Annotated in this window: 27 protein-coding genes and 1 pseudogene; 19 read left to right on the forward strand and 9 right to left on the reverse strand. The window is 33.0% G+C overall.

All coding sequences use genetic code 11. The annotated features are described in order from the left end of the window. The first annotated feature begins 53 nt into the window (after positions 1 to 53). The 7 genes from H601_RS0102485 (at position 54) to H601_RS0102515 (ending at position 5034) form a co-directional block, all read left to right on the forward strand. Positions 54 to 386, forward strand: coding sequence for a translation initiation factor (locus tag H601_RS0102485; RefSeq protein WP_026710041.1), 333 nt, complete (start codon positions 54 to 56; stop codon positions 384 to 386). An 83-nt stretch (positions 387 to 469) separates the two neighbouring features. Beyond that, the gene (locus tag H601_RS0102490; RefSeq protein WP_026710042.1) at positions 470 to 1336 is read left to right on the forward strand and encodes a nucleoside phosphorylase; all 867 of its coding nucleotides are present in this window, start codon (positions 470 to 472) and stop codon (positions 1334 to 1336) included. Positions 1337 to 1433: 97 nt separating this feature from the next. Next, positions 1434 to 1961 carry a GNAT family N-acetyltransferase gene (locus tag H601_RS0102495; protein ID WP_026710043.1) on the forward strand — a complete coding sequence of 176 codons (528 nt, stop codon included), beginning with the start codon at positions 1434 to 1436 and terminating at the stop codon, positions 1959 to 1961. Positions 1962 to 1993: 32 nt separating this feature from the next. After that, on the forward strand, positions 1994 to 2845 hold the full coding sequence (locus H601_RS0102500; protein ID WP_026710044.1) for a substrate-binding domain-containing protein: 852 nt from the start codon (positions 1994 to 1996) through the stop codon (positions 2843 to 2845). A gap of 22 nt (positions 2846 to 2867) precedes the next feature. Further along, complete coding sequence (locus H601_RS0102505; protein ID WP_026710045.1) at positions 2868 to 3800, forward strand: transglutaminase-like domain-containing protein; 933 nt, start codon at positions 2868 to 2870, stop codon at positions 3798 to 3800. A 75-nt stretch (positions 3801 to 3875) separates the two neighbouring features. Next, the gene (locus H601_RS0102510; protein WP_026710046.1) at positions 3876 to 4445 is read left to right on the forward strand and encodes a DUF3575 domain-containing protein; all 570 of its coding nucleotides are present in this window, start codon (positions 3876 to 3878) and stop codon (positions 4443 to 4445) included. A gap of 10 nt (positions 4446 to 4455) precedes the next feature. Continuing rightward, entirely contained in the window at positions 4456 to 5034 is a 579-nt protein-coding gene (locus H601_RS0102515; RefSeq protein WP_156900327.1) for a hypothetical protein, read from the forward strand. On the opposite strand, the gene corA is transcribed toward H601_RS0102515, so the two are convergent. After that, the gene (gene corA / locus H601_RS0102520; RefSeq protein ID WP_026710048.1) at positions 5031 to 6107 is read right to left on the reverse strand and encodes a magnesium/cobalt transporter CorA; all 1077 of its coding nucleotides are present in this window, start codon (positions 6105 to 6107) and stop codon (positions 5031 to 5033) included. The genes H601_RS0102515 and corA overlap by 4 nt on opposite strands. A 68-nt stretch (positions 6108 to 6175) precedes the next feature. On the opposite strand from corA, the gene hutI reads away from it, so the two are divergent. From hutI to H601_RS0102560, 7 genes and pseudogenes are all read left to right on the forward strand, one after another. Continuing rightward, complete coding sequence (gene hutI / locus H601_RS0102525) at positions 6176 to 7411, forward strand: imidazolonepropionase (protein ID WP_026710049.1); 1236 nt, start codon at positions 6176 to 6178, stop codon at positions 7409 to 7411. A 155-nt stretch (positions 7412 to 7566) separates the two neighbouring features. Then, entirely contained in the window at positions 7567 to 8514 is a 948-nt protein-coding gene (locus H601_RS0102530) for a tRNA dihydrouridine synthase (protein WP_026710050.1), read from the forward strand. Between the two features lie 71 nt (positions 8515 to 8585). Beyond that, a complete protein-coding gene (locus H601_RS0102535) occupies positions 8586 to 9041 on the forward strand; it encodes an HAD domain-containing protein (protein WP_026710051.1) in 456 nt (151 codons plus the stop codon). Between the two features lie 222 nt (positions 9042 to 9263). Next, positions 9264 to 9788 (forward strand): hypothetical protein, encoded by a 525-nt coding sequence (locus H601_RS0102545; RefSeq protein ID WP_026710052.1) that lies wholly within the window; start codon positions 9264 to 9266, stop codon positions 9786 to 9788. A 72-nt stretch (positions 9789 to 9860) separates the two neighbouring features. Continuing rightward, positions 9861 to 10022 (forward strand): annotated as a pseudogene (locus tag H601_RS16755) (tRNA-dihydrouridine synthase family protein); the annotation flags it as partial. A gap of 169 nt (positions 10023 to 10191) precedes the next feature. Continuing rightward, positions 10192 to 11457: a hypothetical protein gene (locus tag H601_RS0102555; protein WP_026710053.1), complete on the forward strand. Its 1266-nt coding sequence runs from the start codon at positions 10192 to 10194 to the stop codon at positions 11455 to 11457. An 18-nt stretch (positions 11458 to 11475) separates the two neighbouring features. Next, positions 11476 to 12030: a hypothetical protein gene (locus tag H601_RS0102560; protein ID WP_026710054.1), complete on the forward strand. Its 555-nt coding sequence runs from the start codon at positions 11476 to 11478 to the stop codon at positions 12028 to 12030. Positions 12031 to 12281: 251 nt separating this feature from the next. On the opposite strand, the gene H601_RS0102565 is transcribed toward H601_RS0102560, so the two are convergent. From H601_RS0102565 to H601_RS0102575, 3 genes are all read right to left on the reverse strand, one after another. Further along, positions 12282 to 12878 carry a hypothetical protein gene (locus H601_RS0102565; protein WP_026710055.1) on the reverse strand — a complete coding sequence of 199 codons (597 nt, stop codon included), beginning with the start codon at positions 12876 to 12878 and terminating at the stop codon, positions 12282 to 12284. Positions 12879 to 12963: 85 nt separating this feature from the next. Further along, on the reverse strand, positions 12964 to 13518 hold the full coding sequence (locus tag H601_RS0102570; protein ID WP_026710056.1) for a major capsid protein: 555 nt from the start codon (positions 13516 to 13518) through the stop codon (positions 12964 to 12966). Positions 13519 to 13567: 49 nt separating this feature from the next. Further along, positions 13568 to 14755 carry a ligand-binding sensor domain-containing protein gene (locus H601_RS0102575; RefSeq protein ID WP_084139916.1) on the reverse strand — a complete coding sequence of 396 codons (1188 nt, stop codon included), beginning with the start codon at positions 14753 to 14755 and terminating at the stop codon, positions 13568 to 13570. A gap of 134 nt (positions 14756 to 14889) precedes the next feature. On the opposite strand from H601_RS0102575, the gene H601_RS0102580 reads away from it, so the two are divergent. Further along, positions 14890 to 15777: a winged helix-turn-helix domain-containing protein gene (locus H601_RS0102580; RefSeq protein WP_026710058.1), complete on the forward strand. Its 888-nt coding sequence runs from the start codon at positions 14890 to 14892 to the stop codon at positions 15775 to 15777. A 180-nt stretch (positions 15778 to 15957) separates the two neighbouring features. Here the strand turns inward: H601_RS0102580 and yaaA are convergent, their stop codons facing one another. After that, a complete protein-coding gene (gene yaaA / locus H601_RS0102585; protein ID WP_026710059.1) occupies positions 15958 to 16719 on the reverse strand; it encodes a peroxide stress protein YaaA in 762 nt (253 codons plus the stop codon). Positions 16720 to 16987: 268 nt separating this feature from the next. On the opposite strand from yaaA, the gene H601_RS0102590 reads away from it, so the two are divergent. Then, positions 16988 to 17497 carry a hypothetical protein gene (locus tag H601_RS0102590; protein ID WP_026710060.1) on the forward strand — a complete coding sequence of 170 codons (510 nt, stop codon included), beginning with the start codon at positions 16988 to 16990 and terminating at the stop codon, positions 17495 to 17497. Here H601_RS0102590 and cmk read toward each other — a convergent pair. The 4 genes from cmk to H601_RS0102610 form a co-directional block, all read right to left on the reverse strand. Next, entirely contained in the window at positions 17474 to 18160 is a 687-nt protein-coding gene (cmk, locus tag H601_RS0102595; protein ID WP_026710061.1) for a (d)CMP kinase, read from the reverse strand. The two genes, H601_RS0102590 and cmk, sit on opposite strands and share 24 nt — an antisense overlap. 206 nt (positions 18161 to 18366) lie before the next feature. Next, positions 18367 to 19383 (reverse strand): type IX secretion system protein PorQ, encoded by a 1017-nt coding sequence (porQ, locus tag H601_RS0102600; RefSeq protein WP_026710062.1) that lies wholly within the window; start codon positions 19381 to 19383, stop codon positions 18367 to 18369. Positions 19384 to 19517: 134 nt separating this feature from the next. Beyond that, entirely contained in the window at positions 19518 to 21968 is a 2451-nt protein-coding gene (lon, locus tag H601_RS0102605; RefSeq protein ID WP_026710063.1) for an endopeptidase La, read from the reverse strand. Between the two features lie 197 nt (positions 21969 to 22165). After that, a complete protein-coding gene (locus H601_RS0102610; RefSeq protein WP_026710064.1) occupies positions 22166 to 22921 on the reverse strand; it encodes a hypothetical protein in 756 nt (251 codons plus the stop codon). A 124-nt stretch (positions 22922 to 23045) separates the two neighbouring features. Here H601_RS0102610 and H601_RS0102615 point away from each other — a divergent pair, with 124 nt between their 5' ends. The 3 genes from H601_RS0102615 to H601_RS0102625 are packed head-to-tail and all read left to right on the forward strand — an operon-like array spanning position 23046 to position 25189. Beyond that, positions 23046 to 23594, forward strand: a complete 549-nt coding sequence (locus H601_RS0102615) for an RNA polymerase sigma factor (RefSeq protein WP_026710065.1) — start codon at positions 23046 to 23048, stop codon at positions 23592 to 23594. A gap of 7 nt (positions 23595 to 23601) precedes the next feature. Then, positions 23602 to 24150, forward strand: a complete 549-nt coding sequence (locus H601_RS0102620; protein WP_026710066.1) for a hypothetical protein — start codon at positions 23602 to 23604, stop codon at positions 24148 to 24150. After that, the gene (locus tag H601_RS0102625) at positions 24134 to 25189 is read left to right on the forward strand and encodes a DUF4097 family beta strand repeat-containing protein (RefSeq protein ID WP_026710067.1); all 1056 of its coding nucleotides are present in this window, start codon (positions 24134 to 24136) and stop codon (positions 25187 to 25189) included. The genes H601_RS0102620 and H601_RS0102625 overlap by 17 nt, the downstream gene beginning before the upstream one ends. Positions 25190 to 25192 lie beyond the last annotated feature (3 nt).

Raw genomic sequence — 25192 nt, forward strand, 5'->3', positions numbered from 1 at the left:
CTGAGTTTTTTTCTCAGTTACTCAGATACTCAGCTTCTCAGCCACTCAGATAAATGGACCTAAACGAACAACTCAAAAAACTCTTTCCAGACCATCAACCTTCCAACGAACCGGAACAAGTTGATGATACGCCACACGAATTATATGTTCAAAAAGAACCAATGATTTGTCAGTACGAAAAACGAAAAGGCAAACCTACTACCATTATTTCAGGTTATGATGGAACCGATGAAGACTTTAAAATCTTAGCCAAAGAAATAAAAAGCAAATTTGCCGTAGGCGGAAGTTTCAAAGACGGCGAAATCATCATTCAAGGTGATTACCGTGACAAAATAATGCAATTTTTAAAAGATAAAGGATTTAAAACCAAACGTGTTGGTGGATGATTTTTGTTTCAAGTTCAAGGTTTCAAGTTATTTTGAATTTACCTTAGAACCTTAGTTCCTCAGCACCTTAGCACCTCAAAAAAATGATACAATCATCCGAATTAATACTAAACCCCGACGGCAGTGTTTATCACATCAATTTATTGCCGGAACAAATTGCTCACGACATTATTTTTGTGGGTGATCAAAATCGGGTAGAAAAAATCACCAAACATTTCGATTCCATTGAATTTACAACCCAAAAAAGAGAATTCAAGACACAAACCGGAATGTACAAAGGAAAAAGAATGTCTGTTATGTCCACCGGAATTGGTCCGGACAATATTGATATTGTGATGAACGAACTCGATGCGTTAGTCAATATCGATTTAAAAACCAGAACCATTAAAGGCAAATTAACTTCGTTAAACATTGTTCGCATTGGAACATCCGGTTCGTTGCAAGCCGATATTCCGGTTGATAGTTTTGTGATGAGTGCCTACGGATTAGGACTTGATAACATGCTTCGCTCCTATTTAATTGATGCGGTTTCCGAAAAAGACATTGAAGAAGCCTTTATTAAACAAACAGATTGGGATTTACGAAAAGGCCGTCCGTATGTGATTAAAGGAAGTAATTCACTAATTAAAAAATTTGAGAGCAATCAGATTAAGAAAGGTTTTACCGGAACAGCAGGCGGATTTTATGGTCCACAAGGACGTGTATTGCGTTTAAACATTCAAGATGCAGAACTAAATTCTAAAATGGATGCATTTAATTACAACGGCATTCAAATGACCAATTTAGAAATGGAAACAGCTGCTATTTATGGCTTAGGAAAATTATTAGGTCATAATTGCTTGTCATTGAACGCCATTATTGCCAACCGTGCAAACGGAACATTTAGCGAAGATCCATACAAAGCGGTGGATGCATTGATTGAATATGCATTGGATAAATTGGCTGAATAATTTGACAATGAGTCTATTTGTCAATGTGTCAAATATCATACAAACAAATATTTCAGAATTTTGTTAATTATTTCAATTTGTTTTCAAAAATTAGAATATGAATTTAATCCTCGAAACCAATCGCCTTCTCCTCCGTCCGCTTGAACTTAGTGATGCCGAAGCCATGTTTGAAATGGATAATAATCCGAATGTTCATACCTATTTATGGCAAAGTCCAACGCAAGACATAAATGAAACCATCAAGATTATTGAAATGGTGCAAATGCAATATGTAGCTAATAAAATTGGTCGCTTTGCTACAATCCTAAAAGAAACAGGTGAATTTATTGGTTGGACAGGAATTAAATTCGTAAACGATCATATTGAAAACGGAAATACCAACTTCTACGATTATGGCTACCGTTTAAACGAAAATTTTTGGAACAAAGGTTATGCAACAGAAGCTTCAATTGCTTGGTTAGACTATGGATTTAACCAAATGAACATTGACAAAATGCACGCTTACACACATGCTCAAAACGGAGCTTCTAACCATGTATTGCAAAAAGTAGGTTTTCAGTTTATGGAAGATTATCCGGATAATGAGAGTGTGATTTGGAAATGGTGGCAACTCTCAAACTCTTAAACTCTTAAACCTTTAAACTTTTAAACCCGATAATGAAAACCATCAAAATAGCCGGCGTACCCGAACATTTCAACTTACCATGGCATTTGTGCCTAGAAAACGGAGAATTTGAAGAAGCCGGAATCGATTTACAATGGACAGATGTTCCCGAAGGAACCGGAAAGATGTGTCAACTTCTTCGTGATGGCGAAACAGATATTGCTGTGATTCTTTCCGAAGGAATTGTAAAAGATATTACTGCCGGAAATCCATCCAAAATAGTTCAAGTGTATGTGGAAAGTCCACTTATTTGGGGAATTCACGTGGATGCAAAATCAAAATATCAAACTCTTTCTGATTTAGAAAATACCAAAGTAGCGATAAGCCGAATGGGTTCCGGTTCACATTTAATGGCAATTGTGAATGCTCAAAATCAAGGATGGAAAACAGATGCTTTAGATTTTGAAATCGTCAACACGATTGATGGTGCGGTTGAAGCTTTATCCAACGGAAAAGCTGATTATTTTATGTGGGAAAAGTTCATGACCAAACCTTTGGTTGACAACGGTACATTTCGTAGAATTGCCGACTGTCCTACTCCGTGGCCATGTTTTGTGATTGCTGTTCGGGAAGAATTACTTCAAACGCATGCACAAACTATTGAACACATTTTAGAAATTATCAATGCCACAACTGCTGAATTTAAAGATATTCCAAGTATTAATCGTACCTTAGCTGAGCGATACAACCAAAAAATTGAGGATATCAACCAATGGTTAAGTCAAACCAAATGGTCACAAAAAAATATAACGCAGGAAACGTTAAACAAAGTTCAAAATCAACTTTTTGACCTAAACCTTATCAATAAAAAAAGTACTTTTGCAGAAATGGTATATTGCTTGTAGTCAATATTTCGTTTTAGTGTAAATGAAAGTATTCGGAACCTATCAATTTCAAGATTTAAAAACGAAATTCCAAGTCAAAAAACCTTGGGATGACGTAATTATTTTTATTTTGAATATATTAATAGCCATACCTTTATTCCTCATTATTCATCTAAACTTAAAAGATCCGGAGTGGCCATTTTCATTTGACAGAATAGTAATTGCCATTCTTTTATTATTAATTATCCAATTGATACTTCGTTTAATAAAAACTGTACTTCTTTTAGGTATCGCGGTTTATTTCATTTTTTTGATTTACGGTACTATTTTTGGGGGTTATGGATTTGCAACTGTTTTTCAGAATTACGGTTTTATGATTTATTCCATGACGGAAAACCCAAATCCGCAAGATATTGTGATTTCAAAATTATTGCCTTTTCCTAACAAAACACAAATCATAAAAGCAATTGACTTTGACAATCGTGAAGTTCGAAATTTTGCTTTAACCGCAACTACATTACACTTTAGAGACATCAAAGGCCAGCAAAAATACCGTAAAATGATACAATGTTTTGCCGTATTTAAAGAAATCCGTAACCGTTGGAATTACGTAAATGACCCAAAAGGACAAGAATATATTGCCTACGCAAGTGAAAGTTTGTTGCATTTTTCGGGAGATTGTGATGACCATGCAATTTTGATGGCTGCTTGTATTCGTGCTATTGGTGGTACACCACGTTTAATTCACACTGGCGGACATATTTATCCGGAGATGTTAGTAGGTCAAAAAGCAGATTTAGAAGCGGCTGTTTATTTGATAAAAGAGGTTTTGTTTATTGACGAAAGTAAAAACAAAGAAATTCATTATCATATTGATGAGCGAGGTCAGATTTGGTTAAATTTAGATTACACAGCAAGATATCCGGGTGGACCATTTATGTCAGAAGAAATTCTAGGTGCATTAACGTTGAATTAGTAAAAGAATTAAATCGTTAAATATTGCTATACGGCAACCCTTTTTTTATATATTTACAACCTATAATTCATTGCAATGAAAAAAATAATATTTCTCTTTTTATTCAGTTTTTGTTTGGTTTCCGCTCAAGATAACCAAAAATTTGATTTAGGAAAAAATGAACTTAAATTTGATGTTTTTTCTATAGTTGCCTTTGGAAAAGTACATCTAAGTTATGAACGCTTTTTATCTGATGATTTTTCAGTAGGTGTGAGTGGTAATTTTAACCAAAGTAAATCCCGTGAAGAAGATTTTGAATTGGGTAAAAATAGAACGTTAGAAGACTATCAAATTATTCCTTTTGTTCGATATTCATTATCTAAAAGTCAAATTCGTTACTATTTTATAGAAGTTTTTGTTTCATCCAACCAAGGTAAATATAGAGAATTGGAGCGATTGGTAGATGAAAATAACAATGGTTATTATGAAGCGGTTCAAAAAGATTATTCCGATTTTGCTATAGGTGGAGCCATTGGACACAAATTTTACATCAAAGAAAAACTGGGTATCGATATTTTTGTGGGAATGGGTAAAAATCTATTCAGCTCCGGCGAAAGTCCGGATTATATTTCCCGAGTAGGTATTAATGTTGGTTATCGTTTTTAATTTTAAAAGTATGAAAAAGTCCATTTTATTTTATATGCTTATTCTTTTACCAATTTTAAATAGTTGCAGTAAAGAGGATGAAGAATTTTACAATGCGGTTTACACTTCTATTCCTAATCTAGTTACTTTAGAAGTAGAAAGTAATTATAATGTCAATGATGTATTGTGGCTAAACACTAATAATTTTAGTCGTTATTTAAATCAACCGAATCAAACCACTCCTTTAGATGTTTTCAAAACAACAAAATCAAATTATTTCGTTTTTACTTATCGTTTAGAAAAGAAAATAAATGAAGTTGATTGGGAAAATGTTTCTGTCGGAAATAATTTTGTAGTTGAAAAAGGTAGAATTACTACCAATTTATATATAACCGGTTATGCCGATTTTAATTCAACTACCAACCAATATGAACACAGGGGCGGAATTAAATTAACACAGCCGGGGCAATATAGATTAGTTTTTTTCGATGGATATAACGGTTCAAATTTTGATTTGATTTCTGATAGTGCCAATAACTTTACGTTTTTAACCATCAATACTTCTGCGGTAAATCTTAGTGGAACTACTTATAATTTTACGGTAAACTAAAACCATTTTTTACGTTTGAAATAGTAAATCATTCCTAAAACTAAGACAAACATAACTCCCAATGTGATGAAATATCCGTTGGGAGCTTTTAATTCCGGTATGTTTTCAAAATTCATTCCATAAACACCCACAATAAAGGTTAATGGAATAAAAACCACAGATACAATTGTCAAGGTTTTCATGATTTCATTCATGCGATGACTTTGGGCAGAAAAATAAAAACTGGAAGCACTCTCTAAAGAACTGATATCATATTCGATTTGATCTAAAAGTTCTAAACTTTTTTGATATAAACGAGAGAAAAAAGTAAAATTTGATTTTTCAATTCCATTAAAATCATCATCTTCTTTTAGGGATTTCAAATTATACAATGAATCTTTTAGTGGAATAATGGAACGTTTTAAATAGTATAAATCTTCACTACACTTTTCAATTCGAACCAAAACATCTTGATTATCATTTACTTTTGCCTCAATTTGCAATTGTTCAATTAGGTCTTCATACTTTTCAATGGTAATATAAAAATTCTCCATTACTGCATCTAACATCAAGAAAAGTAAAAAGTCGTTCTTCTTTTTGCAAACAATACCTGAATTTGTTTTGATACGTTCACGAATGTGGGTAAAAAAATCTCCTCTTTTTTCTTGAAAAGAAACAAGAATATTATCTTTTAAAATAAAACTAATTTGCTCCACACGCACGCTTGCTTCGTCTTTTTCAGGCAAAATAGATTTGATGCTAAAAAACAATGCATTTTCTAAATCTTCCATTCGGGTACGCTTGGCTACATTCAACACATCTCCGGCAATGTAGGCATCAATACCAATGGTTTCAACTACTCTTTTAATTAATTCTACATCATGCAAACCATGTATATTTAACCACTTAACATCATTTGAATGAAGCAATGATTCAATTTCATTTTTCTCAAATTGAAGATCTTTTGTCTCCGTAAATGATTCAGAATTATATACATAAAGTTGCATTTCTACCGGTTGATCTTTGTGTTGTCCGGTATATTCAAAATAGTTAGGTTGAACTTTTCTCCCTTTTTTATATTTAAGTCGTTTCACGGTTTTTATTTTTTATAAAAATAAGGGATTTAATTTTTTCATTCTATTTTTACAAAAAATATTTTTTCATGCAAACACTGATTGTAAATATCAAAGAACTGATTCAAATCAGAGAAAAAGGAATTCATATGGTTTCCGGTAGCGAAATGGCAACATTACCTATGCTAAAAAATGCATTTCTATTATTGGAAGATGATGTAATTGTTGATTTTGGTGAGATGAAAAATTGTCCAACGCTTTCTGAGGCAAAAATTATTGATGCAACAGGAAAAGTTGTTTTACCCACTTGGTGCGACAGTCACACCCATTTGGTATATGCCGGCAATCGCGTACAGGAATTTGTAGATAGAATCAATGGTTTAAGCTATGAAGAAATTGCCATTAGAGGTGGCGGCATTTTAAATTCCGCTCAAAAACTCAATGCAACCAGCGAAGAAGAAATTTACGAACAATCAAAAGTTCGCTTAGAAGAAGTCATGAAATTGGGCACCGGAGCTATCGAAATTAAATCCGGTTATGGTTTGACGGTAGAGGGTGAACTGAAAATGCTTCGTGCTATTAAAAAATTAGCAGAAAACTATCCCATCAAAATAAAAGCTACCTTTTTGGGAGCTCATGCTTTTCCGAAAGAATATAAAGAAAATCATTCCTGTTATATCGATTTAATAATCAATGAAATGTTACCGAAAATAGCCAAAGAAAACTTAGCCGATTACATTGATGCATTTCTCGAAACCGGTTATTTTTCGGTGCAAGAAACAGAACGCATTATGGAAGCGGGAAAAAAATATAGTTTACAAGCCAAGATTCATGTCAATCAATTCACTGCCATCAACGGTATTGCAGCATGCGTAAAACATAACGCTTTGTCGGTAGATCATTTGGAAATTGTAACCGATGAAGATATTGAAGTGCTCAAAAACACCCAAACAATGCCGGTTGCCTTACCTTCGTGTAGTTATTTCATCAGTATTCCCTATACCCCAGCTAGAAAAATGATGGAAGCCGGATTGCCATTAGCCCTAGCAACCGATTATAATCCCGGAACAACTCCTTCCGGAAACATGAATTTTGTAGTCGCAACCGCTTGTATTAAAATGAAAATGACTCCAGAGGAAGCGATTAATGCCGCAACAATTAATGGAGCGTATGCGATGGGCATTTCAGACACACATGGAAGTATTACCAAAGGTAAAAAGGCCAACATTATCATTACTAAACCCATTCATTCATTTTATCAATTGCCCTATGAGTTTGGGAGTAATTTGATTGAAGAGGTCTTTATTGAAGGTTATAAAATTTAGTTATAAACACTTAAAACCATTAAGAAATTAAAAGGAAAACCTTAATGAAACTTAATTTCTTAATGGTTTAAAAAACTGATTGAATAGTCAAAATTTTAATTTTTCCAATCTCAAGCTTATACCTTTTCCCTTATCTTTACCACTCAAATTAAACCATGAGTCCTACCCTACTTTCTTCGCCATTGCAAGGTTTCACCGATTTTCGTTTTCGGAATGCGTTTCATCATTATTTTGGTGGAATTGATACGTTTTATGCTCCCTACATTCGGTTGGATGGAAAATTGGTCATCAAAAATTCCTACCAACGTGATTTGCAACCCGAAAACAACAAAGTCTCCGAATTGATTCCGCAAGTAATGACGAATGATGCCGATGAGTTTTTGTTTGTCGTGAAATACATTCAAGAGTTGGGTTACAAAGAACTCAACTGGAATTTAGGTTGTCCCTATCCGATGGTGACCAAAAAAGGAATGGGTTCCGGGTTGATTTGCGAACCTCAGCGGATTGATCATATTTTAAACCGTGTGCACAAGGAAACCGACGTCATTGTTTCCATGAAAATGCGAATGGGCTACGAACATCCCGAAGAAATTTTAGATGTTTTCCCCATTTTGGATAAATATCCAATTAAAAACATTGCCATTCACGCCCGAATTGGTAAGCAATTGTACAATGGCGGTGTGAATTTAGAAGCCTTTCAACGCTGCACCGAAAATACACGACACAAACTTTATTACAACGGCGATATTAATTCTGTTGCCAAGTTTAAAGAAATGCAAGAACGTTTCCCGAGTATTGATCATTTTATGATTGGTCGCGGTTTGATTGCCGACCCGTTTTTGCCAAGTATGATTAAAAACAACACCACAGAATACCCAACCAACCGTTGGCAAATCTTCAAAGAATTTCACGACACGATTTACCAAGAATACGATGCTGCTCTTTCCGGCCCTACGCCTATCAAAATGAAAATGTTAGGTTTTTGGGAATACTTTTCCACTTCCTTCTCCAACCCACAAAAGACGTTAAAAAAGATTAAAAAAGCTCAAAATCCGAAAAGTTATGTGGAGGCGGTGAAGGAGATTTTTGGTGGGGAAAAGTAAACGCTAGATTTTTATTTATATCTGAAAAGAAAAAAGGAATTAATTTAAGATTTACTTTTTACATTTGCATCATGTTACTATATTTAGACATAGATGGAGTGATGGTACCTGCCAACGCATGGCGAAAACCGGAAATTTTAGAAGACGGTTTCCCTGCGTTCAGTTCAAATGCCGTTCGGTCGCTTGATAGAATTATTGCTAGTTCAAGTGCCAATATTGTATTGACCACCTCGCACAAATACAAATACACGTTGAAAGAATGGAACAACATTTTTAAACGAAGAAATATCAACGTAAATAAAATCACGCGACTTCCAAAGAATCCGAATCATTTGAATCGAAAAGAAGAACTTTTGCAATGGTTTAACACGAAAAATGTGGATGAAAAATTCATCATCATTGACGACGATAAATCGCTGAACGGATTGCCCGACTTTTTAAAAAGTAAATTAATCCAAACAAGCGGTTCAGTTGGTTTAACTGAAAGTCTCGCCGATGAAGCGATAGATAAAATTAAAATGTATTAAATTTATACATTCAAAATATGAAAAGTTAATTGGATATTTTTTCAGTTAACTTTTTTTATTAATGAAAATGTTAGGTTTTTGGGAATACTTTTTCACTTCCTTCTCCAACCCACAAAAGACGTTGAAAAAAATTAAAAAAGCTCAGAATCCAAGAAGTTATGTGGAGGCGGTGAAGGAGATTTTTGGTGGGGAGAAATGAGATTATGATAAAATATAAATAATATGAATAAAATTAAATCACATTTAGTATTTGCCTGTTTATTTACTCTTTTAAGCTGTAATAAAATTATAAAAGAAGAAAATAATATTGACATTGTAAAAAGAGATATTATTGTAAAAAAATACGATTTATTAAATTTCCATAATTTTGATAAACCAATACTTTTATCAATTGATGAATTTTTTGATGGAAATAATGATGAAGGTTCAATCGCTTCAAATTTAATCAAAAAACCAAGCGTTTCAGAATATTATAAAACTTTGAAAAAATTATCTGAAAACCCTAAAGTTAATGCTTCTTATGTTAAGTTAAATGAAGTTATGATTTATGATAATGGAAAATTAAATGATAACGAATGGTTTTATTCTGATATGATATACATAATTGGAGATTTAACAAAAGAAGAAGTAAAAGAAGCTATAAAAAATTTAAAACCTGATGAAGTTGAATATGATTATGAAATGATTAATGAAGATATATTCAAAAAATATTTCAATAAAAAGATAATTTATATTTGGTGGGATTAATCGAGTTTAGAATACCACTTTTCATTTTTAAACAAACAAAAAAAATCTAACAAATTAGCAAATAATCCTGCTCTTTCCGGCCCCACGCCTATCAAAATGAAAATGTTGGGTTTTTGGGAATACTTTTTCACTTCCTTCTCCAACCCACAAAAGACGTTGAAAAAAATTAAAAAAGCTCAGAACCCGAGGAGTTATGATGAGGCAGTGAAGGAGATTTTTGGTGGGGAGAGGTAATTGTAAAATTTGATTTAAATTTATTTTCTTAAATCTTGAGAAAAAAATGTTTATTTTTCCTTAATTATTTTACTTATAAATTACATAAATGTTGTTTATATTTGATGTTATACCAGTTGGCAGTAATTATATCCCAAAATTTTGCAAAAACATAAAATAGAGTGAAATTATGACAATGCAAGCTAAAGAAATAATTGAATATAGAGGCGAAAATTACACGATGAGTAATTTGCCTTTAAATCAATTTATTGAAACAAACAAACTTAAGTTTGAAGCACATACAACCGCTCATTGGAGAGGTTATCAAGGATATTGGAAATTATCAGATGACAAATTATACATAATTGACATAGAAACTTCAAATCAAAATTACTTTGAGGTTTTTAATACAAATGAACCCGTTTTTGCAAATTGGTTTTCAGGAATAATTCAAATCGGATTAGGAAAAGCCATTTATAATGACTTTTCAAGTTATCATGAAAATTATCTTTGGCTGAACTTTGAAAATGGGCACGTTATTGAAAAAAGGATTTCTTGTTTCATTAATTCAGAAGAAAAAATAAAATTTGGTAAATATAAAGACAAGTCAATTATTGAAGTTCTAAAAGGACAAATCAATAGCACATTCAATAGAGATTACTTGTTAAAAGAATATTTAAACGAGGTTATAAATTTTTGCATAAATAAAGATTTTAACAAAAAAATTATAGTTCCACACTTCGAAATAACTGACCAAATAAGAAAAACTATAGATGACGTTAGAAATCATTCGTTCAATTCTTTAATAACAAAAAATTTCTTTGCAATAGAAAAACATTTCTACATAAATCAAGATGAAAATGATTTAGAAGAAACAGAACATTTTTCAAATATCTTAGAAAAAATTTTAACGTCAGATTATCGAATTATGAGAACATTAAGTCATAAGAATTGCATTAATTGTGATATTTCTGAAAAAACAAATCTAATTAATCCTGACATTAATTATTTGGATTGGGCTATAAAAAACGTAGATGTATTTGCAATCCCTCCACATTTATTAAAAATTGAAAAATTAAAATTCTTATCTAATTTCATTGTTAAACGTTTAAACTCAACAATTTTTGAGTATTCACCTAACTTGACCGACTTTAAATTAAACTTTAATGTAGAAACTTTAAAATTAAACAATGAAAAGTTCGAAAAAATATATGGTGTAACTTACGACGAAGTCCAAAATAATTATTTCTTAGACTTAAATGTAAAATCAAATTCTGAAAAATTCGGTCATTTTCTTGATGAAAATTTTGAAGAAGAATATGAAGATTACGATTACGAAGATTATGATTACGATAGACGTAGTTATTCAGAATATAATGGTGTGTATGGTTTTGATGATGATACAATAAATTCTGCTTTTGAAGGCGACCCTGAAAATTATTGGAATATTGACTAAATTTATTTTAAGTGTAATATGCAAAATGAAAATTCTGATTTAATTAAATCTCTTAATTTTTTCAAAGATAAATCAATCTACAACATCCAAGAACTAACAACTTGGATAAGCCAAAACAAAGGTTTGTTTGAAGAATTCAATAAAAAAAAGTTTAATAAAATTAATAGAAATGGTGATTTGCCTACATGTAGTGAAATAAAAAACTTCACAAATGATTATTATAATGACTTTTGTAAATTATATAACAGTATAAGTTATTTCACTGATTTAATAAAATTCGCTTCAATTACAGAATCTGAACTAAATCTATATGAAAATATAAAGGAAAAAGAAAGTGAATTAAAAAAGTGGATTATCAGAAAAGAAAAACTTGGAACAAAAGATTTATGTATTTTTACTTGGGATTATTTTGACGATGATGAAAAAATATTAGAGCAAAAATATTTTAATATTACACCATTACCTTATGAAAATATTGCAATAAATCTTTTAACTCATGAATTTAAAAGCATAATTCATTTTTGCAAAATCTTCACCGAATTATATTACGTTAGAAAACCCCACCTCCACTAAGTCTTCTTTAATAGTAAACTACTCTGCAAATATCGCTTATATTAGCTGATATTCTTCCTTCTTCAGACACGAGAGCTTTACTCAGCTCTTCTAGCGTCTGGACTTCGCAGCAAATAAAAGATTGAAAAATCCTAATAATACTTTATATTCCCCAGCTCGTGCGAGCGTCTCTCTCATACCCACAAACAAAATCACCAATTCACTATCTCAGAAAAAACAAACTTCTAAATCAATTTTCAAAATATATTTTCTTAACACCCACCTTTTCGCGGAGTTCTTTTATACATCACTTCACCCTCTCTTTCCACATAATCACCCGACACGATTGGATAAGCATACTTTGGAGCATGCGATACATTTTTACTCTTTAGGCTAATTTTGTCGTTTACTTTAAGCATTCGTAAAAGGTCAAATTCTCTTTTTAAGTTCAAACTGTTTTTACCGGGTTGTTCAATGCCAAAAGAAAGAATGTAATCTTCCCCTTCGATTTGAACCATTACGCCAAAACCGAGTCTAGAACCTTCAGGGAGAGATAAAGAAGTGACAACTGCTTCCATAGTAGTATTATTCTTAATGGATGGCATGATTTTAGCTTCAGCAGCATACACTTTTTGGCCGGCGGGTGAAGCTTCCCATTTTTTGAAAGCCATCCCATCCGGACTTGCCTCCCATTTTTTCAATTCTGCTTTTATTTCTTCCGCTGAAAGGGGCTTTTGTTTTGACTTATTAGAAGTCTCCGTTTTAATTTCATTACTGGCAATCTTGTCGTTGTTGAACTGAGTAAAGCTAAACACCAGTCCGCCAACTATTACCAACGTAAGGATGGATATTGAAATGATTTTTTTCATGTTATTAATGGATTAAATACTATTTTTTTTCTTATAACTACTGACAACAGACAACAGACAACTGTTAACAGACAACCGACAACAGTTAACACCCATCCATCTTCACACTCAACTTTCCATCCACATACGAAAGAATAAACGGAATTTTTTCTAACGTGCAACGTGGTTCAATCGTAAATTGAATATAGCCATACACTTCAAAATTTTCGTTGGTTAGGACTTTTAACGATTGTTTGTAATGCGTGTTTTGGCGAACCCATTTAACGTAACCTTCGTTTTCATCCACTTTTGATAAAGGGGTTTCGATGATGGCTCCATTAGTTTGTAGATGTTGCGGTTCAGTAAGCACAATCGTAAATTTTCCTGTAAAAGAACCGGGTTCTGTTGGTGAAACAAAATAGCCATCCTTCTTTACATTCATTTGGATGGAAAGTAAATGTTCCTTATCGTTTTGTTTGTCAACGCGAACGATAGCAGTGTAAAGCGGATCTTCCCGCACCAAATCATCGCTAAAATGAGTTTGTCCAACAAACACGCTGTCAACCGCTTTGGTGTTTTGAGCCATGTCTTGTGAGTTAACTTCCGCACAATTGTAATTGAACGAAAGTAGTAATAAGCCAAAAAATAAATTGTTGTTCATGATTGATGATTTTAAAGATTTTTAATTAAAATTGATTCTATAATTACCGTTACCACGGTCCGATTCTAGTAACATTCACAAAGGCATTGTTTTCAAAACGATACGCTCCTTTAAACCCTACAAACCAAAGTCGTTGTTGTCGGTCTTGGTAGACTTGAAAAGGGAAAGGTAAAAAATTACCTTCTTGCTTTTGTTGGTCTTGGTTAACTTCAAAGGGCAATACTGTATGATCGGTTATTTTAATTTTAGCTTCAATTTTCTGAAATGTTTTGCCGTCATAATTATAGATATCACTCTTTTTCGCAGTAAACCAAATCGTACCGATATTATCTTCAAAAATGCAGCCTACTCCTACATCCTTACCTAATAATTTTTCAGTGATGCTTTTAAACGAAGTCCCATCGTAGAGAAAAAGTCCGTTCACGGTGGAAATCCAAAACGTCCCATCTGCTCTTTCAATAATTTGATTTACAAAATTGGAAAGCGATTGGTCTTTAGCTGAAATGTTCGTTAATGTATTTCCGTCAAACCTATACGCTCCGCCATTGGTTGCAAACCACATATTGCCTTTGCTATCTTCGGTAATGGAGTGTATCATTTTAGAAGTGCTAACGCCAAAGTTTGGATTTACTTTTCCTTCCGGAATTTCAAAAGGTGTAAATGCTTTGCCATCAAAAGTAAAGACACCATGTGTAGTTCCAACCCAAAGTGTTCCTTTTGAGTCCATTAGCATGCTCCAAAGTCCGCCGGTTATCAGAATATCTTTTTCATGATAATTGGTAAAATACGTTCCGTCATATTTCGCAATTCCACCCCCATAGCCAATCCAAATCACACCCATTTTATCTTCAAGGATAACATGTACCGTTACTCCCTGTCCAATACGGTTTTTAAGATCAAAATAAACAAGTCCATTTTTGTCTTTTCGACAGAGTCCGCTTTGTGTGCCAAACCAAAAATTTCCCTTACTATCTTGAAAAACAGTACGAATCACGCCACTGATTTGGTTTCCTTGGTAATCTTTGTCATGGATGTCAACTCTATACTCGGGTAAAGTTTCTGCTTTTAAACTAATACTATTGGCATGTATTTTCGTTTGTTCCGGTATGAATTTTAATGCTGTAGCGTGTTTTTCAATTTGCCCGGCACACGATGTAATACCCAAAAAACATATTGATAAAATAAATGTTTTTAGTAGAAGATTATGTAATTGCAAGTATTTCATTATTGAATTCATATTGTAATAAAGTTTATTTACGATAAAGTTGCTCTATCCGAACAAACTTGATGTAAAACTAGTCCAATCAATTGTTTAAAATGCAAAAAAAATGTAAAAGAAGTGTCAACTGTTTTAAAAAATCACAAAATTGTATGTTATTTGCACCACTTATGAATCAACGAAAAATATATTTTTACGGTAGTGTTTTGATTGCCATTTCATCTGCTTTACTTCTTGTCACTTCTCAGAATAATAAGGAAGCATTTACAGCATTGACAAAAATTGCCTTGCGAGATGTGGGCAATAAATTGTTGTTAGCCAATGGTGATAGTACTTCACTCATTTTACCGGTAAAGAAAATAGAACAGTCAAAGTACCAACTTTCCTTTGAAAAAGAACTAATCATTCATCCGGACAGTTTAGTTTCCATTGTAGAAAAAAGTTTCAAAAAAGCTAATCTCTCACCACTTTATCAAATAGAAGTGAAACAATGTCAAGATTCTGAAGTGTCCTATAGTTATAAAAAAAGTAATGCGTTAATTCAAGATATTATCCCGTGTAGCGGAAGGATAATACCAAAAAAATGCTATTCAATTGAAGTACAATTTTTAAATGTAAAAACCAATACAACACAATACTATTGGATAGGTTTACTTATTGTTAGCCTAATTTCATCTTTTGTTTTCTTCCCCAAAAAGAGAGAAACGAAACAACTTGATTCCACTAACGAACGTTTTATTCCATTGGGCAAATTTCAGTTTTATCCTGAAGAGAGTAAATTACTATTGGCCTCAAATGAAATCGGTCTTTCCAAAAAAGAGGTGGAATTGCTTTCGCTATTTATAGAAAATCCCAACAAAATCATCAAACGAGAAGAACTCTCAAAAAAAGTCTGGGAAGATCACGGTGTTTTTGTGGGGAGAAGTTTGGATACGTATATTTCCAAATTACGTAAAAAACTGAGTGAGGATGAAAGCATTAAGTTGACCAATGTGCATGGGATTGGGTATGTTTTGGAGGTGAAAGAAACTAATTCTTAATTGGAACGCGGATCCCGATTGTTATCGGGACGGATTGCTTTGCAAACGCTGATCTTCACAGATTTTGATAGCTTCGCTATAAAGGATAAAAAGCAGATTCATTACTTATAATCTAACAGTATTTTACCACGTCCTATCTCCCCTCTCCTTTGGAGAGGGGTCGGGGGTGAGGATAAAAATCTACCTCGTAAAAACCAACCTATCCCCTTTACTCAAATTCGCATCAAATGCATAGCCTTCGTAGTTAAAACCTTTTAAATCATCAATGGTTTCCGCATTGGTATCAATGATATATCGCACCATCATCCCTCTCGCTTTCTTAGCAAAAAAGCTAATCATTTTTAATTTCCCGTCTTTGTAGTCTTTGAATTCGGGTGTGATGACGGGGACTTTTAAAGTTTTTACATCCACTGCATCAAAATACTCGTTACTGGCTAAATTGATAAAAAGTTCGCCTTTTTGGAGTTCGCTGTTCAATTGCTTGGTGATTTTGGCTTTCCAAAATTCGTAGAGGTTTTTGCTTTTTCCTATCGGAAATTTAGTTCCCATTTCCAATCGATACGGTTGCATCAAATCCAGTGGTTTCAACAAACCATACAAGCCGGAGAGAATACGGAGTTTGTCTTGCAAAACATCAACTTTTTCAGTCGGTAAAGTATGAATGTCTAAACCGATATATACATCTCCATTAAATGCATAAATCGCTTGACGTGAGTTTTGCGGAGTAAAATTATCTAAATCCCGTTCTTGGTTGCGTTGCCAATTCAAATCGGCCAATTTATCAGATATGTCCATCAATTCCATCAATTGCTTTGGCTTTTGCTTTTTTAATAGCTTATTGATTTGTTGAGCTTCTTTCAAAAAACAAAATTGTGTGGCTTTATCCACCGGAATGGGCGATTCGTAATCCAATGATTTGGCTGGCGATATAACGATTTTCATATTTGTATCATTTGTTTTCTCGTAGAGACGCAAAGTTTAAAATACATTCTCAGCGACTTTGCTTCTTTGCGAGAAAATTATTTTTTATATTTTAGAATATCAGAAATGAATTCAAAAATACAAATTGATTCCCGAAAATCATATACGTAAAAATGGAAAGTATTGATTTGATTATCAATGAAAGTTATATCGTTTATTCATGCACTTAAACGAAAAAAATAGGGTTTACTATTTAGCTTTTATACATTTGAATGTAAAAAGTCTAAAAATGAGAAGATTACTGCTTAAATTAGTTGTGCTTTTTTTACCTTTCATCAGTCTGGGACAAACCCATTTTGAAGAACAGTCTACTGCGTTTGTTTCCCAGAATGAATTAAAAGGAAATGTAATTTTACACAATAGTGAAAAAATAAGAGAAGCTAAAAATAGTGGAATGCATCTTCAATCCTTTTCAGTGAAACCCTTACAAGCTGAGTTTTCAGATGAAATCAAATCATTAGAAGTAGAACGTATTGAATTGAAAGATAATCACTGCTTAATTCAGTTTAATGCAGCCGGTTTTTGTGGTTATTCCTATTTGGGAGAAATTCAAATTGTTGGAGACACGCTGAATTTGATTTATCAAGGTTATGGCTCCTCCACGCTTGGAAGTTGTCGATATACATTCCAATATGAAGTAAAAAAAGAGCAGAATGCAGCCATGCTCAATTTAAAATTCATCATGATTAACGGCAATACGGCAACCAAAAAAGAATTAAGCAAAAAATTTGTGAATTAATTCCAATACCAAATCAAATTGTTCTTTCTTGGTCAACGTAGAATTATCAATTTCAATGGCATCTTCAGCTTTTACCAGAGGAGAATCCTCACGATGAGTATCAATGTAATCGCGTTCTTCAACGTTTTGAAGTACCTCATCATAGGAAACATTTTGTCCTTTATCCACTAATTCATCAAAACGCCGTTTCGCACGCGTGTGAGCACTTGCAGTCATAAACAACTTCAATTCCGCATCCGGAAAAACAACGGTTCCAATATCACGACCATCCATTACAATTCTTTTGTTTTTACCCATTTCCTGTTGCTGTTCTACTAATTTAGAACGCACTTCTGAAATTTCAGCAATTTTACTCACCAATCGTGAAACTTCAATCGTTCGGATTTGCATTTCTACATTGACATTGTTCAAAAACATTTCTGCAAATCCTAATTCAGGATTAAATTGAAAATGCAATTTGATTTCCGGTAATTTTTGAATCAATCCTTCTTTATTCAAAAAATCTTCTCCAACCAACTGATTTTGCATAGCAAAATAAGTCACCGCACGATACATTGCTCCGGTGTCAACATAAACATAACCTAAATGTTTGGCAAGCTGTTTAGCTAATGTACTTTTTCCTGTGGAAGAAAATCCGTCAATGGCAATGGTAATGTTATTCATGTTTTTAAGGTGCTGAGGTGATAAGTTACTGAGGAACTAAGGTTCACCCTCATTTTCTTTTTTCTATTCTCTATTCTCTATTCTGTATTCTCTATTTTCTATACTCTATTCTCTATTTTCTATACTCTATTTTCTATACTCTATTTTCTATACTCTATTTTCTATACTCTATTTTCTATACTCTATTTTCTATACACCAATCAACCTTACTGCAAATTAATCATCAATCCAAACAAGCTCATATTGGCCGCAACAGTATAACGGGAATACGAATAATCAAAACGTATTTTATTCATTCGCAAACTAAAACCGGCAGAAATTCCGGAGAAATGACGTTGTTCTTCGATTCTCAATTCTTCTGCTCGTCTGAAATTATACCCAAGACGAAGATTAAAAGCTTTTCCGGGGAAAAATTCAGCTCCTAAAATCACGTGACGCAAAGCATTATTAAAAAACGAAACTTTTTCCTTTTGTTCACCCCCATCCAATGTTCCTTGAGCACGTGCCGGATTAGAAAAAGCGATGTTCCATTGTTGCAAATTTTCAAGTGTAATGTGCCATCGAATCGGAACATTTTCAACTTTCTGTGATATTCCGGCTATGATTTCAAAAGGTAGTTTTTCCTGCGTTCCAGCATAGGTTGTAAATTGTGTCCCAAAATTACGCACCACAAATGCATAATTGATATCATTTCTATCATCAATATAAATAGCTCCAACATCAATTGCACCACCAAAAGAATGATAACTTTCAAGGGTAGACGTAATTAGCTTAGCATTTGCACCAATAAAAAGATTGTTTGTAACAGCATAAGAATAACCAAATGAAAGTGCGGCTTCGCTACCCGTAAAATCAGCAGTGCGTTGACCATTTTCGTCGTATCCTTCAAAATTACCGTAATTCACATAGTTAACACCCGCATGAAAAGTTTGCAAATGCCGATCGTAAGTATAAGCATAAGCTGCGGTTCCATACGTAACTTCTCCAAAATATTTTCCGTAGTTAACAGAGAGATGATTATGCATTTCATCATTAATCGAGGCTGGATTGAAAATGGCTGCATTCACGTCATAATCATAATGTGTGATGACTTTTCCACCCAATGCCGCTTGTCTGGGTGATGTGACCAAACTCAAAAATTGATATACCGATTGACCGCCAATTTGACCATAATTTACAGTGAAAAGAAATAGAAAAAAAAAGGTTAAAAAGGTTTTAATCATTACAGTTACAACTCAATTGGCTTTAAGATAACGCTAATGCGAAGATATTATTTTTTAAGGAGAAAAAATAAACATGTAAAAAATAAAAAATGGTGATAATTACATCACCATTTTTATTTTGACAGTATAATTAATTATAAATTTTTAGCATTTTTGGCTTTTTGATTTGTAATTGCTAGTGCAACAACCTCGCTCATTTCTTTAACGTAATGAAACGTTAAGCCTTCTAAATATTCCGGTTTGATTTCATCAATATCACTTTTATTATCAGCACAAAGGATGATTTCTTTAATATTAGCTCTTTTAGCCGCCAATATTTTTTCTTTAATTCCACCCACTGGAAGTACTTTTCCACGAAGCGTAATTTCTCCGGTCATGGCTAAATTCTTTTTCACTCTTTTTTGCGTTAATACAGAAACCAAAGAAGTTAACATCGCAATTCCGGCACTTGGACCGTCTTTTGGTGTAGCTCCCTCCGGCACGTGAATATGAATATTATAATTGTTTAAAATCTCTTCTTTTATACCAAAAAGTGAAGCGTTCGCTTTAATGTATTCTAAGGCAATAGTAGCCGATTCTTTCATTACATTACCTAAATTTCCGGTTAAAGTTAACGTTCCTTTTCCTTTGGAAATCAAAGATTCTATAAATAAAATATCACCTCCAACACTCGTCCAAGCTAAACCGGTTACAACTCCAGCCACTTCATTTCCTTCTGATTTGTCTCTTTCCAAACGTGGAGCTCCTAATGCTTTAATGATATCTTCATCGGTAACTTTTACATTATACTCTTCTTCCATTGCAACAGCTTTTGCAGCATTACGAATTACTTGAGCAATTTTTTGTTCTAAAGCTCTTACTCCGGATTCTCTGGTATAGCCTTCCACAATTTTTTCCAATTGTTTTTTTCCAATTACCAAATGTTTTGCTGTTAATCCGTGCTCTTTTAATTGTTTAGGTAATAAATGTTGACGGGCAATTTCTACTTTTTCTTCTAATGTATAACCTGACATTTTTATCACTTCCATTCTATCTTTCAAAGCAGGTTGAATAGTTGACATCGTGTTAGAAGTAGCAATGAACATCACTTTTGACAAATCATACCCCATTTCAAGGAAATTATCATAGAATTCTTTGTTTTGCTCAGGATCTAACACTTCAAGTAAAGCAGAAGATGGATCACCATTATGGCTTGCGGATAATTTATCAATTTCATCTAACACAAAAACAGGATTAGAAGTACCTGCTTTTTTAATGTTTTGCAAAATTCTACCGGGCATTGCACCAATATACGTTTTGCGATGACCTCTGATTTCCGCTTCATCACGCAAACCACCAAGAGACATTCTAATGTATTCTCTCCCCAATGCTTTGGCAATCGATTTACCTATTGAAGTTTTACCAACACCCGGAGGGCCTGTTAAACAAATAATAGGCGATTTCATGTCATTTCGCAATTTTAAAACCGCCAAATGTTCAATGATTCTTTTTTTGACATCTTCTAAACCGAAATGATCTTTATCTAAAATTTTTTGAGCTCTTTTTAAATCAAAATTATCTGTTGAAAATTTATTCCATGGCAATTCTAAAAACAACTCTAAATAATTACGAAGTATTCCAAAATCCGGTGATTGCGGATTAGTACGTTGCAATTTTGAAATTTCCTTTTCAAAATGCTTCGCCGTTTTTTCATCCCACTTTTTAGATTTGGCTTTGGCACGCATTTCATCAATTTCCTGATCATAGGAAACTCCACCCAATTCTTCTTGAATGGTTTTCATTTGTTGATGAAGAAAATATTCGCGTTGTTGTTGATCTAAATCGATGCGTACTTTCGATTGGATGTCATTTTTAAGTTCTAACTTTTGTAATTCAGTATTCATGTAACGTAAGGTAGAAAGAGCTCTTTCTTTCAATACGTTCATCGACAAAAGTTTTTGTTTCTCATTTACATCTAAGTTCATGTTCGAGGAAACAAAGTTGATTAAGAAAGACTGACTCTCAATATTTTTGATAGCAAAAGTAGCTTCAGATGGAATGTTTGGACTTTCTTTTATGATTTTGATGGCCATTTCCTTAATAGAATCGATGATTGCACCAAATTCAGTATCAGTAGCACCTGGTCGTTTTTCCTGAACTTCTTTAACCAAAGCATTGATATAGGGTTCCTCTGAAATAACTTTACTAATTTGAAAACGCTTTTTCCCTTGAAGAATAACGGTTACATTACCATCCGGCATTTTTAACACTCGGAGAATTTGAGCAACCGTTCCAATTTGATGAATATCATCTCTTTTGGGGTCTTCTACATCTTCATCTTTCTGAGCTACAACACCAATCACTTTTCCGGCGGCATTGGCATCATTAATCAATTTAATCGATTTATCTCTCCCCGCGGTAATTGGAATTACAACTCCGGGAAATAAAACAGTGTTTCGTAAGGGTAAAATAGGAAGCGAATTGGGTAATTCCTCTTTTGACATTTCCTCTTCATCTTCCGGTGTTAACAACGGAATTAAATCGGCTTCAGTATCAAAATCATGTAATGACAATTTGTCAATCGTGATAATATTGTGGTTTGACATATATATTTAGGGTCAATTTGTCAGGTTAAACTTTTTTCATAAAGGGTAACAAATATAGAGCATCTAATTGATTATGAATAATAAAAACTTACAAAAACGATGAACTACATTTTCACACTTATGAATAGTCAAAATATATGCCATAAAAAAACCGCTTCTTTGAAGAAACGGCTTTAATTATTAATTTTATGAAAAAATTAGTTGATTACATACGATTGTAATTCACTAATTGTATCAACTGTTTGATATAAATTTTGATATTTTACGATTCCGATATCTTTAGCAAACCAATAATAATTTTTATTAACCTCACCTTGAGTGGTTTGAATCAATTCTACTCTTATGATATTTGTATAAGTTGTTGCTCCAATTGTTAACGAAGCATCTTTTTCTAAAATTTTACCAACAATAGATACCGGAGTATTAATGGGTGGAAGTCCAGTAATGGTGGTAGTTTGAGTTAAACTTTGTGTCCAAGTCTGATTAACTTCTAAAAAATCTTTTAATACAATGATTTCTAAAGGCGATACATTTATTGCAGGATTTCCATCAACCGAAGGAATATTAACTTCAGCTCTGTAATAATACACACCATTTGATTTTCTTGTAGTTATCAAGCCTTCAAACGATGAACCCAAAGTAGAAGTTCCTAAAAAGTTTTCATATTTATAATGTGTCTTACTGTCTATTTGTTGTGTTGAAACAATTTTCATTGGACTTTGATCCACACCATCTTGTGCAAAAACCCATTGATTATTAACCGTCATAGGCCAATAATCTCCGGTTGAAACTCCGCCGCCATCACCGCCGCCGCCGCCATTATTTCCACCTCCGCCATTCCCATTACCCGGAACTTGAATAGCAGGATCTAACGGTTCAATATCTGCCGAACAAGAAATCATAAAAACAGAAAAAACTACTAGAGCGACACTAAAAAATCCAATATTTTTCATTTTATTTTATTTAAGTCCCAAATATAAAAAAAACCTAGTCTCTTTTAAATTTTATTTCATAAATTTCAAAAAAGTGTAACATTAAAAAAAGAAGCCGTCTTTCTATCAAATCAACATCAAACTTTTGAATTTAGCTAAAGAAAATATTGAGCAACTGATTTTACTTTGCCAACAAAATAATCAAAAAGCACAATTAGAAGTGTATAATCGCTATTGCAAAGCGATGTATAACGTGGCTCTTCGAATTGTGAAAGATGAACATTTTGCGGAAGATGTGATGCAGGAAGCTTTTTTAAGAGCTTTTCAAAAATTGGAAACATTCAAAGGCGAAGTGGCTTTTGGTGCATGGCTAAAAAGAATCGTTATCAATTTTAGTATCGATTTTTATAAGAAAAATAGTTTTTTTAATCATGATGATTATGAAGCAAAGGCGTATAAAATTGAAGATACAATAGAAGAAGATTCCATGCCTTTTACACAATTAAAAGTACAAGAAGTGATGAATGCCATGCAAAAGCTAAAAGAAAGCTACCGAATGATTTTAACTTTAGTATTAATTGAAGGCTATGATTTAGAAGAAGTTTGCGAAATTATTAATATTAGCTATGCTAACTGCCGAACGACTTTGAGCAGAGCAAAAGAAAGTTTACGTGTACAATTAGCCTCAAAATAAAAGGATTATGAAAGAGAAAAAAGATTCAATCGAACAGTTATTTAGTCAATTAGAAAATCAATGGGATACCGAAACTCCACGGTTAGGTCATACTGATCGTTTTTCGAAAAAACTAAACGCGGAACCGGTTCAAACGAAAAAGAAAAATTGGATACCGTTATCATTGGCCGCTTCACTCCTATTGATTGCCGGAATCATCAGTTTTTATCAACTTAAAGACAATCAGCCAACTAATCAGTGGCAGAATGCATCGGCACAGACCAAAGAAACCCACGACTACTTTGCCTCTGTTGTTGAAAAAGAATTAACCGATTTAAAATCAAAACAAACTCCGGAAACGGAACAAATTATCAATGATGCTCTCACTCAAATGAAAGTTTTTGAGCAAGATTATCAAAAAATCATCAACGAATTACAAAAAAACGGAGACACCAAACAATTGCTTCATGCCATGATTCTGAATTTTCAAACGCGAATTTCATTTCTGGAAGAAGTAATCAAAAAAATTGAAATCATTACTCATCAAAAAAACATCGAAAATGAAAAATCTATATAACCTATTATTTATTTGCTTCATTTCTTTTACAGGATTGGCCACCAATCATAATGGGAAATTTACCAAGCAAAAAACAGTAAAAAAGACTGTGGTTGTTAATTCTGATGCAACATTAGATGTTGAAAATAAATATGGTAACATATTTATAACAACATGGGAAGAAGATAAAATTGACATTGAAGTAATCATTACTGTTAGTGCTGATGATGAAAGTTGGGTAAATGAAAAACTAGCTTCCATTTCGATTGAAATGGGCGGTACAAAAAGTTTATATTCAGCCAAAACAATCTTTGAACGAGTGGGTAATTCATCACGAAGAAACAGTATGGAAGTCAATTATACCATCAAAATTCCAAAAAACGGTAACATAAAAATAGATAATCAATACGGAAATATTATGACTCATGATCTTTTTGGTAGTTCAGATGTTATCTGTAAATACGGTAAAATTTCGATGGGAAAACTGAACAATTCTTCTAATACAATCAAAATTGATTATTGTTCAAAATCTACTATTGATGGAATGAAAAACGCCACTATAAACGCTAAATATTCCGGTATTTCTATCGGTTCATTTACAAATTTAGACCTCAATACCAGTTACACCGATGTAAACGTTCAAAACGGAAATAATTTAAAATATGCCAGTAATTACGGGAAAATTGTTTTGGGAAAAATCCACAATGTTGAAGGTAGCGGAAATTACTTAACCATCAAAATCGATGAGATTGAAAGCAACTTAAAACTTTCCACCAATTATAGTAATTTATCGCTGAATGGTGTTTCAGCAAAGGCAAGTAATATTACGATAAATGCTGGTTACACGAATGTAAAAATCACACACAGTCCTAACTATTTCTTTGATTTTGACGTCTCTACTAAATATGCCAATTTTACAAGTGAAGCCGCATTAGAATATAACGCTAGAATTGAAACGCATTCATCTAAATCGTATAAAGGCTTTTATAAAAAAAGTGGTGGAAACAAACTTTCAATTAACTCCAATTATGGAAATGTAAATTTATCTGTTAGCAATTAAAAC

This window comes from Flavobacterium filum DSM 17961 (assembly GCF_000425465.1).
Lineage (GTDB): Bacteria > Bacteroidota > Bacteroidia > Flavobacteriales > Flavobacteriaceae > Flavobacterium > Flavobacterium filum.